This is a genomic window from Enterococcus canintestini (assembly GCF_001885735.1).
Classification (GTDB): domain Bacteria; phylum Bacillota; class Bacilli; order Lactobacillales; family Enterococcaceae; genus Enterococcus_C; species Enterococcus_C canintestini.
The window spans coordinates 246,042-262,179 of record NZ_JXKG01000002.1; the positions used below are offsets into that span (position 1 = coordinate 246,042).

General features: G+C 37.0%; 13 protein-coding genes. 12 read left to right on the plus strand and 1 reads right to left on the minus strand.

The window, feature by feature from the left end:
* Nucleotides 1-234: 234 nt before the first annotated feature.
* The 3 genes from alaS (at nucleotide 235) to cls (ending at nucleotide 5,767) form a co-directional block, all read left to right on the plus strand.
* The gene (gene alaS / locus RU96_RS02600) at nucleotides 235-2,877 is read left to right on the plus strand and encodes an alanine--tRNA ligase (protein ID WP_071864042.1); all 2,643 of its coding nucleotides are present in this window, start codon (nucleotides 235-237) and stop codon (nucleotides 2,875-2,877) included.
* A gap of 245 nt (nucleotides 2,878-3,122) precedes the next feature.
* Nucleotides 3,123-4,268 (plus strand): cation diffusion facilitator family transporter, encoded by a 1,146-nt coding sequence (locus RU96_RS02605; protein WP_071863991.1) that lies wholly within the window; start codon nucleotides 3,123-3,125, stop codon nucleotides 4,266-4,268.
* Nucleotides 4,269-4,300: 32 nt separating this feature from the next.
* Entirely contained in the window at nucleotides 4,301-5,767 is a 1,467-nt protein-coding gene (gene cls, locus RU96_RS02610; protein WP_071863992.1) for a cardiolipin synthase, read from the plus strand.
* 14 nt (nucleotides 5,768-5,781) lie between these two features.
* Here cls and RU96_RS02615 read toward each other — a convergent pair whose 3' ends face one another.
* Nucleotides 5,782-6,198 (minus strand): ribonuclease HI family protein, encoded by a 417-nt coding sequence (locus RU96_RS02615; RefSeq protein WP_071863993.1) that lies wholly within the window; start codon nucleotides 6,196-6,198, stop codon nucleotides 5,782-5,784.
* Nucleotides 6,199-6,264: 66 nt separating this feature from the next.
* On the opposite strand from RU96_RS02615, the gene RU96_RS02620 reads away from it, so the two are divergent.
* The 9 genes from RU96_RS02620 to carB all read left to right on the plus strand — a co-directional run bounded on the left by RU96_RS02620 (nucleotide 6,265) and on the right by carB (nucleotide 16,131).
* Nucleotides 6,265-6,687, plus strand: a complete 423-nt coding sequence (locus tag RU96_RS02620) for an EbsA family protein (RefSeq protein ID WP_071863994.1) — start codon at nucleotides 6,265-6,267, stop codon at nucleotides 6,685-6,687.
* Nucleotides 6,688-6,699: 12 nt separating this feature from the next.
* On the plus strand, nucleotides 6,700-7,389 hold the full coding sequence (locus RU96_RS02625) for a CBS domain-containing protein (protein WP_071863995.1): 690 nt from the start codon (nucleotides 6,700-6,702) through the stop codon (nucleotides 7,387-7,389).
* Nucleotides 7,390-7,405: 16 nt separating this feature from the next.
* Nucleotides 7,406-7,867, plus strand: a complete 462-nt coding sequence (gene lspA, locus RU96_RS02630; protein WP_071863996.1) for a signal peptidase II — start codon at nucleotides 7,406-7,408, stop codon at nucleotides 7,865-7,867.
* The gene (locus tag RU96_RS02635) at nucleotides 7,864-8,769 is read left to right on the plus strand and encodes an RluA family pseudouridine synthase (RefSeq protein WP_071863997.1); all 906 of its coding nucleotides are present in this window, start codon (nucleotides 7,864-7,866) and stop codon (nucleotides 8,767-8,769) included. The genes lspA and RU96_RS02635 overlap by 4 nt, the downstream gene beginning before the upstream one ends.
* A gap of 239 nt (nucleotides 8,770-9,008) precedes the next feature.
* Entirely contained in the window at nucleotides 9,009-9,545 is a 537-nt protein-coding gene (pyrR, locus tag RU96_RS02640) for a bifunctional pyr operon transcriptional regulator/uracil phosphoribosyltransferase PyrR (protein WP_071863998.1), read from the plus strand.
* 34 nt (nucleotides 9,546-9,579) lie between these two features.
* A complete protein-coding gene (locus RU96_RS02645; protein ID WP_071863999.1) occupies nucleotides 9,580-10,506 on the plus strand; it encodes an aspartate carbamoyltransferase catalytic subunit in 927 nt (308 codons plus the stop codon).
* 84 nt (nucleotides 10,507-10,590) lie between these two features.
* A complete protein-coding gene (locus tag RU96_RS02650) occupies nucleotides 10,591-11,871 on the plus strand; it encodes a dihydroorotase (RefSeq protein ID WP_071864000.1) in 1,281 nt (426 codons plus the stop codon).
* 2 nt (nucleotides 11,872-11,873) lie between these two features.
* Entirely contained in the window at nucleotides 11,874-12,971 is a 1,098-nt protein-coding gene (locus RU96_RS02655) for a carbamoyl phosphate synthase small subunit (RefSeq protein WP_071864001.1), read from the plus strand.
* Complete coding sequence (gene carB, locus RU96_RS02660; RefSeq protein ID WP_071864002.1) at nucleotides 12,949-16,131, plus strand: carbamoyl-phosphate synthase large subunit; 3,183 nt, start codon at nucleotides 12,949-12,951, stop codon at nucleotides 16,129-16,131. The genes RU96_RS02655 and carB overlap by 23 nt, the downstream gene beginning before the upstream one ends.
* Nucleotides 16,132-16,138: the final 7 nt, after the last annotated feature.

The window sequence follows — 16,138 nt, forward strand, 5'->3', positions numbered from 1 at the left end:
GGAAAAAGGATATGACCAGACAGTTACTTTGTTACAGAAAGCTTTTATTTGCTGAGAAAAAGCACAAATCTGTTTGTAGTTGCTCCCTTTTTTATTTCAGTAGCAATACTGACGCAACTCTGCGTTATGGAGCTTAAGAGGTAATGAATGACATCATTGCAAACAAGGTGGTACCGCGGTTTTCGTCCTTGTCTTGCAGTGGTGTCTTATTTTTTTTGGAAAGTAGGAGAAATGATGAAAGAATTATCTAGCGGCCAAGTCCGCCAAATGTTTTTAGACTTCTTTAAGTCAAAAGGACATAGTGTTGAACCTAGCGCATCTTTAGTTCCAGTTAATGATCCCACTCTTTTGTGGATTAACTCTGGGGTAGCTACGCTAAAAAAATATTTTGATGGATCTGTCGTGCCGGAAAATCCCCGCATCACTAACGCGCAAAAATCGATTCGGACAAATGATATTGAAAACGTTGGGAAAACTGCTCGTCATCATACTATGTTTGAAATGTTAGGTAATTTCTCAATTGGTGATTATTTCAAAAAAGAAGCGATTCATTGGGCTTGGGAATTTTTAACCGATGAAAAGTGGATGGCTTTTGATCCGGAAAAATTATATGTTACTGTTTATCCAAAAGATATAGAAGCAAAACGAATTTGGCATGAAGAAGTTGGTCTTCCTTTAGATCATATTGTTGAAATTGAGGATAATTTCTGGGATATTGGCGCAGGTCCTAGTGGTCCAGACACTGAAATTTTTTATGATCGTGGTGAAGAATTTAACGATTTGGCTGCTGACGATCCAGAAAATTATCCTGGTGGAGAAAACGAACGCTATTTAGAAATTTGGAACTTAGTCTTTTCTGAATTTAATCACAAGCCAGATGATACGTATGAACCACTACCACATAAAAATATTGATACGGGCATGGGGTTAGAACGGATGGTTTCCATCGTTCAAAATGCACCAACAAACTTTGAAACTGATTTATTTATGCCAATAATTAAAGAAGTTGAAACTTTAAGTGGTAAATTCCAATACGGAGACGCACCACAAACAGATATTTCTTTTAAAGTTATCGCCGACCATATTCGTGCATTAGCCTTTGCTATTGGAGATGGTGCACTACCTTCAAATGAAGGACGGGGCTATGTTTTACGTCGTTTGTTACGTCGAGCTGTTATGCATGGTAAAAAATTAGGTATTGATCAAGCTTTCTTGTATAAATTAGTTCCAGTTGTAGGCAAAATCATGGACAGCTATTACCCTGAAATATTGGAACAACAAGAGTTTATTGAAAAAGTAATTCGGACAGAAGAAGAACGTTTCCACGAAACAATCAATGAAGGGTTGGAAATTTTAACGCAAGTCATTGAAAAAGTGAAGGCTGAGAAAAAAGATACATTAAGTGGCGAAGATATTTTCAAATTATATGACACTTATGGTTTCCCAGTAGAATTAACTGAAGAAGTTGCCGAAGATGAAGGCTTAAAAGTAGACCATGCTGGTTTTGAAGCCCAAATGCAAGCACAAAGAGAACGGGCTCGTGCTGCTCGCAGTACGGATGCGTCAATGGGAGTACAATCTGCTTTATTGACCGAAATTAAAGTCGATAGTAAATTTGTGGGTTATGCTAACTATGAAACTGAAAGTGAATTACTGGTTGTCATTCAAGATGAAGCTGTTGTTAGTGAAGTGAAGACTGGCGAGGCCCAATTAATTTTTGCCCAAACACCATTTTATGCTGAAATGGGTGGACAAGTTGCGGATACTGGTATGATTTGTGATTTAGAAGGTAATATTGTGGCAGAAGTGCATGATGTGAAAAAAGCACCAAACGGTCAATTTTTACACACTGTGACAGTCAAAGCACCGGTGACTGAAGGAACGACTTACTTCTTACAAATTAATGTGGGGCGCCGTAATCGAATCATCAAAAACCATACTGCAACCCATTTATTGCACAAAGCATTAAAAGAAGTCTTAGGAAATCACGCTAACCAAGCTGGTTCATTAGTAGCACCAGGTCATTTACGTTTTGATTTTACTCATTTTGGTCAAGTAACTACAGAAGAGTTGCGTCAAATGGAAGCAATTGTTAACCAAAAAATTTGGGAAGCTCTTCCAGTTGTAACGATTGAAACAGACATCGATACTGCAAAAGGAATGGGGGCGATGGCTCTCTTTGGCGAAAAATATGGTCATGACGTGCGGGTAGTAAATATTGCGGATTGGTCTATTGAACTTTGTGGGGGGACTCATGTTGCCAATACAGAAGATATCGGTATTTTTAAAATCGTTGCAGAATCTGGTATCGGAGCAGGTGTACGCCGGATTGAAGCAGTAACAAGTAAAGAAGCTTATGAATTACTTTATAGCGAAGAAACACAACTAAAAGAAATTGCGACAATTGTGAAGTCACCGCAATTAAAAGAAGTCGTTACAAAAACAGAACAATTACAACAACAGTTAAAAGATTTACAAAAAGAAAATGAACAGCTTGCAAGTAAGTTGGCAAATCAACAAGCAGGGGACGTTTTCAAAAATGTTGAAACTGTAAATGGCATCTCATTTATCGCAGCGGAAGTAAAAGTTAAAGATATGAACCAATTACGTCAATTAGCAGACCAATGGAAACAAAAAGCTGCTTCTGATGTTTTAGTATTAGCAAATGCGAGTGATCAAAAAGTTAATTTATTGGCAGCAATGTCGCCAGAGGCTGTAGCCCGTGGCTTAAAAGCAGGGGATTTAATTAAGACGATTGCTCCGCTTGTCGGTGGCGGCGGCGGTGGCCGACCAGATATGGCACAAGCCGGTGGCAAAAAACCAGCAGGAATTAAAGACGCTTTGGCAAAAGTAGCTGAGTTTTTACAACAAGCGTAACAAACTACTAAATTAGAATAATAGCTCGTTTTATAACCCGAAATATGGCTGAATTTACTGTTTTGTCTCTTTGAGGCAAAACAAGAAATTAGCTTATATTCGGGTTATTATTGTGGAGATGACTTAACTTACCACAAGAGCACATGATAATCTAACAATCATTTGTCAAATATTGCCTTTAGTTTGTTTGAAAGTGATAAAAAGGGTAAAATGAAGAGAAGTTTTGGTTAAGGAGTTTTAAAGAAATGCTGAATTATTTTATGAAAAAAATCACAAAAAATAATCCGAATAAAAATCGAACTTCTTTTGGTTTTTTAGCCGGAAGTTTAGGGCTAGTTTCAAATGGTCTTTTATTTATTATGAAATTTTTGATTGGTCTTTTTGCCCAAAGTGTTTCCATTATGGCCGATGCCATTAATAGTTTAAGTGATACGGCGTCTTCTGTTTTAACTTTAGTTGGTTTTCGGATTGCAGCTAAGCCCGCAGATAAAGAACACCCCTATGGGCATGAGCGTTTTGAATATATTAGTGGTTTTATGATCTCAATTATTATTACTTTTGTCGGTTTTCAATTTCTCATTTCTTCGGTTGAAAAAATTCTTGATCCAAGTAAGATCAAACTTTCGCCTTTAGTTTTTATTATTTTAGTGTTGTCAATTGTAATTAAAATTTGGCAAAGTTTAATGTATAAAAAAATAGCGGGTGAAATTAATTCAGAGACCCTTAAAGCCACGGCACAAGATAGTTTAAATGATGTAATTACGACTGCAGCTGTTTTAATTTCAGCCTTTATCGAGTTATTTACCGGACTACATGTCGATGGTTGGATGGGGCTTTTCATTGCATTATATATTTTATACAGTGGCTTAAAAATGGTAAAAGAATTCATCGATGAATTACTAGGAAGTCGCCCCAGTGCAGAAGAAATTTTAGTAATGGAACAACACTTAAATGATGTTCCTGAAATTTTAGGATATCACGATTTATTAGTCCACAGTTATGGACCTAAAAGCCAGTTCGCTACTGTTCATATTGAAGTAGACGATACGTGGAGTCTAAATTATGCTCATGACCTTATTAATAAAATTGAAAAAGACTTTCGCGAAAATTTGAAAGTTGAATTGGTGTGTCACTTAGATCCCGTGGCTGTTAAAAGTCCAGAGTATCAACAAAAATGGGAAATTGTGAAGGCAGCAATCACAGCGCTGAATCTGAACTTACGGGTACATGATTTTCGGATTGAAAAAAATCAACTGTCTTTTGATGTTGTGGTGCCACCTAATTGTCCCCAATCTGACTTAGCAATTCGGCAACAACTAACAGAATATTTGACTGCGCAATTAGGTGAAGTCACACTTGAAATTACTTTTGATCACAATTACTTATTATAAAAGCAAGCTTTTATTTGAAAGGAGCCTACTTTATGACCATTCAACAGGATTTGAGTATCTTACAATCGGTTTTTTTGTTAGTTATTTTTATTAATACTATTGGTGCTTTAATCACGGTGTTTCGAAAACCCCGTTCAATTACTAGTATTTTAGCGTGGTCTTTAACATTAGTTTTTATTCCTGTAATCGGATTTGTTGTCTATTTGTTTTGTGGTCGGGGCATCGATGGCGAGACGGTTTATAAATTCGATGTTGAAACTAACCGCAAAATAAAAGAAATTAATGCCTTAATTCATCAAAATAATAAGCGTTACGATAAAGAAGAAGTTGAAATAGAGCTAAAACTATTAGAGCGCTATTTAAAATCGGTGGATGAATCTCCTTTAACAAGAGGCAATAGTGTGGAGTTATATACAGATGGCAATGAAAAATTTGCAGCATTATTTGCAGATATCAAAGCAGCCAAAGATAATGTTCATGTTGAGTATTACGCTTTTTTCCCTGACAGAATTGGCCATCAATTTCTGCATTTATTAGTTGAAAAAGCCAAAGAAGGTGTAGAAGTTCGTCTTATTTACGATCCATGGGGAGCAAAAGGATCAAATGAGAAGTTTTTCCAACCTCTTGTTGCTGCTGGTGGAAAAGTGGCTGCTTTTATTACTTCCCGTGACTTAATTCGTAAAACGCGCTTAAATTACCATTTACATCGTAAAATAGTGGTGATTGATGGTCAAATTGCTTGGACCGGTGGCTTTAATGTTGGGGATCAATATCTTGGCCGTAGTGAAAAATTTGGTTATTGGCGGGATACGCACGGGCGAATAGTTGGAACTGCAAGTTTTAGTTTGCAAGAGATTTTTATTAGGGATTGGAATGCATCAGTTAGAAAAAAAGAAGATCTACTCGATTATGAAAGTCGCTATTTTGTTATTGGTGAAGATACAAAAGGCGAAGCTGAAATTCAAGTTGTCGCAGATGGTCCTGAAAATCAAATTGATATCTTAAAGAGCGCTTTTGTTAAAATGATTTTATCAGCAAATGAAAAAATTTGGTTACAGACACCGTATTTAATTCCTGATGATGTGATGTTTAATGCACTAGTCACAGCTGCTCGCTCGGGGGTAGACGTGCGCATTATGATACCAAATATGCCTGATCATCCCTTTATCTATCGCGCTACCCAATACTATGCTAATTTACTTCATAAACGTGGTGTCAAGATTTATCAATATCAAGAAGGCTTTTTACATGCTAAGACAATTGTCATGGACGATAATCTTTGCTCTTTTGGTTCTACTAACCAAGATATTCGTAGTTATGAATTAAATTTTGAAGTTACAGCTTTTGTGTATGATGAAGCATTGACTAAACAAATGCAACAAATCTTTTTAGCTGATCAAGAAAAGTGCTACTTATTGACAGATGATATGATTGAACAGCAATCTTATTGGTTACGCTTTAAGCAAAACTTCTCCCGTCTTTTATCGCCAATTTTATAAGGAGCTGTTATTGCTTACTTTGAATTATTTTTTTGACGAAGTGCTTTTTGTAATCCTTGACGTGCTAGCTTATCAGCCCCTTTATTTTTATTTTCGGGAATCCACTGTAAGATAAGTAATGGAAATTTAGGTAGTAAGGTTTGAATTTTTTGGAATATTTCTTGGAAATTTTTGTTATTTGTGTAGTTTTTATCGACAGTTTGGACTAAAATTTTACTATCCGAGTAAACGAATATCGTTTCGTGAAAATAATTATGTTCTAATAAGTAATTCAGCAATTCATAAAAAGCATAAAATTCTGCTTGGTGATTATTTAAGACAGGGAGTGCTTGATGAATTTGTTTATGAAGATTTTGGCCAACTAAAAGTATACCGGCCCCACTCGGACCCGGATCGCCTTTAGTCGCGGCATCGATATAGGCTTTAATCATTCGTATCATCCTTTTATTCATTTTGTTTACGAATTAACTTTAGCAGAAAAGAGGCTCCTTGTAAGCATGAAAAATAGAAAATATCGTTGGCAGCCAGAACTTGCTGTCAGTATCATTTATTGGTCATTAACAATGATTGTTCTCTTTTATAGTTTGACATTGTCTTTAGAAAATACCCGGCCGTACTGGAAAAGCAATTTAGTCATGGTCTTCTTTTTTGTCTGTGTTATAATTGGCTGTCTGCGGCGTTTTGTTTTATTTAAAGATTACCTACTTATTTTTTATGCGCGCTTTTGGAAGAAACAAAAATTATATTATGCTAATATAACCCGTATTGCCATTTTACCAAATGGAATTGAATTTTTGTATTTAGGTGAAGAATATAGCTTTTTAATGCGAAAAAAAACCAAAAAGGCATTTTTAAATGAATTAAAAACGTATCTTCCTGCTGAAAAATTTGTGACAAAAGATACGAATTTATTTGAATAAAGGAGTTAGCAGATGGCTAGTAATGCAGATATATTCTTAGCGAGTTTCAATCGAATTAATAAATGGCTTAAAGAAAAATTGAACCATCCCCAAAATATGGGCTTTAGCGAAATGGTTCGGCGACTAAGTAGGCAACCAGAATTTTTAGCAAATGATTATGTTGATGATTTATTACAAATGGCGCAGTTGCGAAATGCCATTGTTCACGATCAAATTAGTACTGATTTTGTGATTGCTGAGCCAAATGACTGGGTAGTCAAACGAATTACAACGATTGAACAGGCTCTTTTAAAGCCAGAATTGGTCTTGCCACGTTTTGGTAAAAATGTTACTGGTTTTGAAATTACATTACCAATTAAAGAAATACTAAAAACGATTGCTCATAAACGTTATTCTCAGTTTCCGCTTTATGAAAAAGGGGTTTTTAAGGGGTTAATTACGTTACGTGCTTTAGGTTATTGGTTTGCAAAAGAAAGCCTAAAAGGTGAGATTGTTTTAGAAAACCGTCTAGCTGAAGAACTGTTAATCGAAGATGGAAAAGTTACCAATTATCAATTTGTTACAGGAAAAACCACTGTAGCAGAAGTTGAAAATATGTTTCATCAAAATACTTTATTAGAAGCAATTTTAATCACACGAGATGGTGATCCAAATGGCAATTTATTGGGGATTATCCGCCCGCGCGATTTATTTACTGTTTAAGAAATGAGTGGAGTTTATGATAGTTTATTTAGTTATTACTGTTTTATTAATAGTGCTTGATCAATTGGTAAAAGCGTGGATTGTGGCAAATCTTTCTTTAGGCGAGTCATTGCCGCTAATTAAAAACGTTTTTTCTTTGACTTATTATCAAAATACCGGGGCTGCTTGGAGTATGTTAGAAGGGCAAATGGGCTTTTTTACTATTGTCACACTGATTGCAGTAGCCGTATGTAGTTATTTATTATATAAAAATCGCCGGGGCGCTAAAATATATTCTTTTGGTTTAAGTCTTGTACTGGCAGGAGCTTTAGGAAATTTTATCGACCGCTTGCGTCTAGGTTATGTGGTAGATATGTTTCAAACAGATTTTATCTCATTTCCCATTTTTAACGTAGCCGACTCTTGTCTTGTGGTTGGTGTGATTTTGATTTTCATCTATATTTTATTTGAAGATCATTTTAAAGGAGCAAAAGTATGAAAGAACTGCTAATCGTTATCAAAGAAAAAGGCCCACGAATTGACAAAGCCTTAACCCAATATCTACCAGACTATACACGTTCTCAAATTCAGCAATGGTTAAAAGAAGGGGTAGTTTTTTTAAATGGCCAAACTGTAAAAGCAAACTATAAAGTAAAAACAGGAGATGAAATCGTAATTCAAATTCCAGCCCCCGCAACACTCGAGCTTATCCCAGAAGATCTTGATTTAGATATTGTTTATGAAGATGAGGATGTAGCTGTAGTAAATAAACCACAGGGAATGGTTGTTCATCCTTCTGCAGGTCACAGGAAAGGAACACTTGTTAACGGCTTATTATATCAATTAAATAATTTGTCCACGATTAATGATGTTGTTCGCCCAGGGATTGTACATCGGATTGACAAAGACACTTCGGGTTTATTAATGATTGCCAAAAACGATGCTGCCCATGAATCCTTAGCAGCTCAATTGAAAGATAAAACGAGTTTACGGAAATATATTGCTTTAGTTCATGGAAACATCCCCCATGAAAAAGGGACAATTGAAGCGCCCATTGGACGTTCTAAGGTTAACCGTAAAATGCAAGCGATTCGTGAAGATGGTAAGCCGGCAATCACGCATTTTACTGTCCTAGAACGGTTTGGTGATTTTACGTTAGTCGAGTTACAATTAGAAACTGGTCGCACACATCAAATTCGGGTGCATATGCAATACATTGGCTTTCCTTTAGCCGGTGATCCAACTTATGGCCCTAAAAAAACACTAAAGGGAAACGGGCAATTTTTACATGCAAAACTATTGGGCTTTACTCATCCTAGAACACAAGCCAAAATGGTTTTTGAGGCACCACTACCGCCAGTTTTTGAAAAAACATTAACAAACTTACGAAAAAAAGATTGATTTTTGGTTTAAAGAAGTGTAATCTATGTCTAAGAAAAGTAAATAGTAATCCTTTAAGAGTAGTCCCGTGAGGCTAAGAAGGAGTTGAGCAAGAATTTTAGTAAGGTGCGCCTTAGTAAAACTTGCCTTGTGAATTGAAGTAAAAAGGGTAGTTATACCCAAATACTAAATCAATTATCACTCCTGCCTAATTTCGGGCAGGAGTTTTTTTGTCTTTTAAATGGACGAGGAGGAAGAAAATGGCAGTAAAAGAAGTAGTAGATGCAGTAACAATGAAGCGAGCTTTGACTCGGATTACTTATGAAATCATCGAGCGTAACCACGGTATTGAGGATTTGGTTTTAGTCGGTATTAAAACAAGAGGAATTTATATTGCAAAGCGAATTGCAGAACGTTTGCAACAACTTGAAGGCATAGCAGTTCCGGTGGGCGAATTAGATATTACTTTGTACCGAGATGATGCTAAAAAAGAAGACGATCCGACGGTACACGCTTCTGATATTCCAGTCAATTTGGAAGGAAAAGAAGTTATTGTAGTCGACGATGTCTTGTTTACTGGCCGGACTATCCGTGCGGCGTTAGATGCGATCATGGATTTTGGTCGTCCTAGAAAAATTTCATTAGCAGTCCTAGTCGATCGCGGGCATCGGGAACTGCCGATTCGTGCCGATTACGTGGGAAAAAACATTCCTACATCTTTAGCCGAAGAAATTATTGTTGAAATGGAAGAAGTTGACGGTAAAGACCGTATTGTTATTAATAAAGAAGCAGAATAAAAACTTTTAAGCCAAACACGCAGGAGGAAAAAAGATGATCATCCAACAAGAAAGAATTAGTTTAAAACACTTATTAACAGTCGAAGCTTTAACTGACCAAGAAGTGATGGGATTAATCCGCCGAGGACAAGAATTCAAAAACGGGGCAAAATGGACGCCAGAAAAAGAACAATATTTTGCTACAAATTTATTTTTTGAAAACAGCACCCGGACACATAAAAGTTTCGATGTAGCGGAGAAAAAATTAGGTATTGAAGTAATCGAATTTGATGCTTCGACTAGTTCTGTTCAAAAAGGCGAAACATTATACGATACTGTTTTAACCATGTCAGCTTTAGGAGTTGATGTAGCTGTCATTCGCCATGGTGATGAAAATTATTACGATGATTTGATTCAAAGTAAAACAATCCAATGCGGTATTATTAACGGTGGTGATGGTAGTGGCCAACACCCAACGCAATGTTTATTAGACCTTATGACGATTTATGAAGAGTTCGGCCGCTTTGAAGGATTAAAAGTTGCGATTGTCGGTGATATCACTCATTCCCGCGTAGCAAAATCAAACATGCAAATGTTAAAACGTCTAGGTGCAGAAGTCTTCTTCTCTGGTCCTGCTCAGTGGTATGATGAAGAATTTGAAGTATATGGACACTACTTACCATTAGATGAACTTGTTGGTGAAGTAGATGTCATGATGATGTTACGGGTGCAACACGAACGTCATGACGGTAACGAAAGTTTTTCAAAAGAAGAGTATCATCAACAATACGGTTTAACAGTTGGTCGCGCGAAAAAGATGAAAGAAGGTGCAATTATTATGCACCCAGCACCAGTTAATCGCGACGTTGAATTAGCAGATTCATTAGTAGAAGGTTATCAAGCCCGGATTATTCAACAAATGACAAATGGTGTTTTTGTCCGGATGGCAATTTTAGAAGCTGTTTTAGCTGGCAGAGCATAAAGATAAACTAGGAGTGGGCTCAATTTTGGTCTTCTCCTTTATCATAATAAAGTAGTACCCTTAACGAAATTTAGGAGGATGATTATGAAAACACTCATTAAAAACGGTAAAATAAATACTTACGAAAATCACTTAACAGCAGCAGAAATTTGGATTGAAGATGGAATAGTGAAGGCGATTGGAACCGACTTTGATCCCAACCTTTTTGATGAAGTGTTCGATGCCAAGGGGCAATTAATCACTCCCGGTTTAGTAGATGTTCATGTGCATTTAAGAGAACCAGGATTTGAATACAAAGAAACCATTAAAACTGGTAGTCAAGCGGCAGCTAGAGGGGGCTTTACGACTGTCTGTGCGATGCCAAATTTGAATCCTGTTCCCGATACGGTTGAAAAATTTGAAAAAATCCAAGCGCTTATTAAATCTGACGCTGTAGTAAAAGTTTTACAATACGCTCCTATCACAGAAGAATTACGCAGTGATGTTTTAACCGATCAAAAGGCTCTAAAAGCAGCTGGTGCGTTTGCTTTTACAAATGACGGCGTTGGTGTTCAAACAGCGGGCACCATGTATTTGGCAATGAAAGAAGCAGCAGCCAATAATATGGCACTTGTAGCCCACACAGAAGATGAATCCTTACTTTTTGGCGGTGTAATGCACGCTGGGAAAAAAGCAGAAGAACTTGGTTTACCTGGGATCTTAAGTGCAACGGAAAGTTCTCAAATTGCCAGAGATCTAATTTTGGCTGAAGAAACAGGCTGTCATTATCATGTATGTCATGTTTCCACTAAAGAAAGTGTACGGATTATTCGTGAAGCTAAAAAAGCAGGAGTTCATGTCACTGCTGAAGTTTCTCCCCACCACTTAATTTTATCAGAAGAAGAAATTCCCAATGATTTTGGCTACTGGAAAATGAATCCACCATTAAGAGGGACTACAGATCGCGATGCTTTAATTGAGGGCTTATTAGATGGCACAATTGACTGTATTGCGACGGATCATGCTCCCCATGGTTTTGAAGAAAAAAATCAAAGCTTCTTAAAAGCACCGTTTGGAATTGTCGGCTCAGAATATGCGTTTCAATTGATTTATACTCATTTTGTTAAAACCGGCATTTTCACTTTGGAACAAGTTATTAATTGGATGGCAACAAATCCGGCTGCAATTTTTGGCTTACAAGCAGGACGTTTACAAATTGGTCAACCAGCTGATTTAGCTGTCTTTGCAATTCAAGAGGAATCTGAAATTGACGCGCAAAATTTCTTATCAAAAGCAGTCAATACACCATTTAATCACGAAAAAGTTTATGGTGAGACTTTATTAACATTCGTTGATGGTCAAATAGCTTGGCAAAAAGGGGAATAATTATGAAACGATGGTTAATCTTAGAAGATGGAACTTACTTTGAAGGAGAAGGTTTTGGTGCTAGTAACAATGTAGTCGGCGAAATTGTTTTTACAACTAGCATGACTGGTTACCAAGAAACCATTACCGATCAAAGTTTTAATGGGCAAATTATTACATTCACTTATCCCATGGTGGGAAATTACGGGATTAACCGCGATGATTATGAGTCAATTGCACCAACATGTAAAGCAGTTGTCGTAAAAGAACACGCTCGCGTTGCTAGTAATTGGCGCAATCAAATGACACTAGATGAGTTTTTAAAGCGCAAAGAAATTCCTGGAATTGCAGGGATTGATACCCGTGCTTTAACACGGAAAATTAGAAAATACGGTACGATGAAAGCCAGTATTGTGGCAGAAGAAGATTTTACCCATGCTTATGACCAGTTAAAAGCCGCGGTTTTACCAACCAATCAAGTAGCGCAAGTTTCAACAGCAAAACCTTATCCTAGTCCTGGTGTGGGCCATAATGTTGTAGTGATTGACTTTGGTTTAAAACACAGCATTTTACGGGAATTATCAAAACGAAATTGTAATTTAACTGTCTTACCTTATAACACTAAAGCTGCTACAATTTTAGAATTGTGTCCTGATGGTGTCATGTTAACCAACGGACCAGGAGATCCTAAAGATGTGCCTGAAGCTATTGAAATGATTCGAGAAATTCAAGGTCAAGTTCCAATTTTTGGTATCTGTTTAGGTCATCAACTATTTTCACTAGCAAATGGTGCAGACACATTTAAAATGAAGTTTGGTCATCGAGGGTTAAATCATCCGGTGCGCGAAATCGCAACAGGACGGATTGATTTTACTTCTCAAAATCACGGCTATGCAGTAGATGCAGAGTCCATTGATAATGAGCGCTTAATGATAACTCACGTAGAAGTTAATGATGGCACCATCGAAGGCGTACGCCATAAAAACTATCCGGCTTTTACGGTTCAATTTCATCCTGATGCAGCACCAGGTCCTCATGATGCGTTGCACTTATTTGATGAATTTATTGAAATGATGGATGCATGGAAGGAGCAAAAAGATGCCAAAGCGTACGGATATTAAAAAAATTATGGTGATTGGTTCTGGTCCAATCATTATTGGCCAAGCGGCTGAATTTGATTATGCCGGCACCCAAGCGTGTTTGGCGTTAAAAGAAGAAGGCTATGAAGTAGTTTTAGTCAATTCTAATCCCGCCACCATTATGACGGACAAAGAAATTGCCGATAAAGTCTATATTGAACCCATTACGTTTGAATTTGTTTCTCGTATTTTACGTAAAGAAAATCCTGATGCACTCTTACCAACACTAGGTGGACAAACAGGTTTGAATATGGCAATTGAGCTAGCCGCTTCTGGTATTTTAGCAGAATTAGAAATTGAACTATTGGGGACTAAACTTTCTGCAATTGATCAAGCTGAAGATCGTGATTTATTTAAACAGCTGATGGAAGAACTTGGCCAACCGATTCCTGAATCTGCTATTATCAATACAGTAGCTGAAGCAGTCGCTTTTGCAGATGAAATCGGTTATCCTGTGATTGTTCGTCCCGCCTTTACATTAGGTGGTACTGGTGGCGGGATGTGTGATAACGAAGAAGAATTACGTCTGATTGCAGAAAATGGTTTGAAGTTATCACCGGCTACTCAATGTTTAATTGAAAAAAGTATTGCAGGTTTTAAAGAAATTGAATACGAAGTGATGCGAGATTCAGCCGATAATGCTATTGTTGTATGTAATATGGAAAATTTTGATCCAGTGGGTATTCATACAGGAGATTCGATTGTCTTTGCCCCTAGTCAAACATTATCTGATATTGAATATCAACTCTTACGGGATGCTTCTTTATCTATTATTCGCGCTTTAAAAATTGAAGGTGGTTGTAACGTACAATTAGCACTAGACCCCCATAGTTTTAATTATTATGTCATAGAAGTAAATCCACGTGTTTCCCGCTCTTCTGCGCTAGCTAGTAAAGCGACGGGCTATCCAATTGCTAAGTTAGCTGCGAAAATTGCGGTGGGGTTGACCTTAGATGAAATGAAAAATCCAGTTACTGAAACGACGTATGCTGAATTTGAGCCAGCGTTAGATTACGTTGTAGCAAAAATTCCACGTTGGCCCTTTGATAAATTTGAACAAGGAGAACGTGTGTTAGGAACTCAAATGAAAGCGACCGGTGAAGTAATGGCAATTGGTCGCAACATTGAAGAATCACTTTTAAAAGCAGTGCGTTCACTTGAAATTGGAGTATGTCACGTAGAATTAAATGAATTAGCAGAACTTAGTGATAATCAATTGACAGAAAAAATGATTAAAGCACAAGATGATCGTCTATTTTATGTGACAGAGGCGATTCGACGTAACTATCCAATTAAAGAAATTGCAGAAATGACTAAAATTGATCTGTTCTTCTTAGATAAGTTGTTACATATCGTCGAATTAGAAAAAGCTTTGGAACAGGCGCCAAATGATCTTACCGTTTTGAAAAAAGCCAAGCAAAATGGCTTTACAGATAAAAAGATTGCCGATCTTTGGCAAACAACAGCAGCTAAAGTACGTCATTTTCGTAAAGAACAAAATTTAAAACCGGTTTATAAAATGGTAGATACATGTGCTGCTGAATTTGAATCAGAGACACCTTATTTTTACAGCAGTTATGAATTTGAAAATGAAAGTAAAGTGACTGAAAAACCTTCTGTTTTAGTCTTAGGTTCAGGACCGATTCGAATTGGCCAAGGCGTAGAATTTGATTATGCAACTGTCCATTCGGTTAAAGCAATTCAAGCAGCAGGGTACGAAGCAATTATTATGAATAGTAACCCTGAAACAGTTTCGACTGACTTTTCAATTTCTGATAAGCTATATTTTGAACCTTTAACTCTAGAAGATGTTTTAAATGTGATTGAATTAGAACAGCCTACTGGTGTTATTGTGCAGTTTGGCGGACAAACTGCAATTAATCTGGCAGAACCGCTTCAAAAAGCTGGTGTCAAAATTTTAGGAACGCGAATTGAAGATTTAGATCGCGCAGAAAATCGCGATTTATTTGAACAAGCATTAAAAGAGCTTAATATCCCGCAACCGCCAGGTGAAACTGCGACCAATCAACAAGAAGCAGTTGCGATAGCAGAAAAAATTGGTTATCCTGTCTTAGTTAGACCAAGTTATGTTTTAGGTGGTCGGGCAATGGAGATTGTGGAAAATAAAGCCGATCTTTTAGATTATATGAAAAACGCTGTGAAAGCTTCACCAGAACATCCGGTTTTAGTCGATCGCTATTTAACTGGTAGTGAATGCGAAGTAGACGCCATCTGTGACGGACAAACCGTTTTAATTCCGGGTATTATGGAACATATTGAAAGAGCAGGGGTCCATTCGGGAGACTCTATGGCAGTTTATCCGCCGCAATTTTTAAGTCAGGAAATTCAAGCAACTATTGCTGAATATACTGAAAAGTTAGCTTTAGGTTTAAATTGTATTGGCATGATGAATATTCAGTTTGTCATTAGCGACAATAAAGTTTATGTCATTGAAGTTAACCCAAGAGCAAGTCGTACAGTTCCGTTTTTAAGTAAAGTTACAGGAATTCCGATGGCCCAAATTGCCACCAAAGCTATCTTAGGAGAAAAAATTATTGACCAGGGCTATGAAAACGGCCTGTATCCAGCAGATAGTGGTGTTCATGTTAAAGCGCCAGTCTTTTCTTTTACTAAATTACAAAAAGTCGATACTTATTTAGGACCGGAAATGAAATCTACCGGCGAGGTTATGGGGAGCGATCGTAATTTAGAAAAAGCATTATACAAAGCTTTTGAAGCCGCAGGATTAAAGGTGCCCGAATTTGGTTCAGTATTATTTACTATTGCAGACGAAACCAAAGAAGAAGCTTTAGCTTTGGCTAAACGTTTTGCTGAAATTGGCTTTAGTTTAATTGCTACTAAAGGAACTGCCAATTATTTAACATCTGCTGGTTTACGGGTTAAAGAAATTGCAAAAATCTCTGAAAATAAAGAGCATAATGTGGTGGAATTAATTCGCAATAATCAAGCACAATTAGTGATTAACACGATGGATAAAGATCGCCAAAGCGCTTCAGTTGATGGTTTTATAATTCGGCGAGAAGCTGTGGAACATGGTGTTCCTCTTTTAACATCGTTAGATACAGCCGATGCTATTTTGAAAGTTATGGAAGATAGAGCCTTTTCAACAAAAGCTCTATAAAATAAGC

Excerpts from the sequence above, each read along its gene's own strand:
- RU96_RS02635 (WP_071863997.1), top strand. The coding sequence starts at position 7,864 with ATGAAAGAACTGCTAATCGTTATCAAAGAAAAAGGCCCACGAATTGAC.
- RU96_RS02645 (WP_071863999.1), top strand. The coding sequence starts at position 9,580 with ATGATCATCCAACAAGAAAGAATTAGTTTAAAACACTTATTAACAGTC.
- alaS (WP_071864042.1), top strand. The coding sequence starts at position 235 with ATGAAAGAATTATCTAGCGGCCAAGTCCGCCAAATGTTTTTAGACTTC.
- RU96_RS02650 (WP_071864000.1), top strand. The coding sequence starts at position 10,591 with ATGAAAACACTCATTAAAAACGGTAAAATAAATACTTACGAAAATCAC.
- lspA (WP_071863996.1), top strand. The coding sequence starts at position 7,406 with ATGATAGTTTATTTAGTTATTACTGTTTTATTAATAGTGCTTGATCAA.
- RU96_RS02615 (WP_071863993.1), bottom strand. The coding sequence starts at position 6,198 with ATGATTAAAGCCTATATCGATGCCGCGACTAAAGGCGATCCGGGTCCG.
- RU96_RS02605 (WP_071863991.1), top strand. The coding sequence starts at position 3,123 with ATGCTGAATTATTTTATGAAAAAAATCACAAAAAATAATCCGAATAAA.
- carB (WP_071864002.1), top strand. The coding sequence starts at position 12,949 with ATGCCAAAGCGTACGGATATTAAAAAAATTATGGTGATTGGTTCTGGT.
- RU96_RS02620 (WP_071863994.1), top strand. The coding sequence starts at position 6,265 with ATGAAAAATAGAAAATATCGTTGGCAGCCAGAACTTGCTGTCAGTATC.
- RU96_RS02625 (WP_071863995.1), top strand. The coding sequence starts at position 6,700 with ATGGCTAGTAATGCAGATATATTCTTAGCGAGTTTCAATCGAATTAAT.
- RU96_RS02655 (WP_071864001.1), top strand. The coding sequence starts at position 11,874 with ATGAAACGATGGTTAATCTTAGAAGATGGAACTTACTTTGAAGGAGAA.
- cls (WP_071863992.1), top strand. The coding sequence starts at position 4,301 with ATGACCATTCAACAGGATTTGAGTATCTTACAATCGGTTTTTTTGTTA.
- pyrR (WP_071863998.1), top strand. The coding sequence starts at position 9,009 with ATGGCAGTAAAAGAAGTAGTAGATGCAGTAACAATGAAGCGAGCTTTG.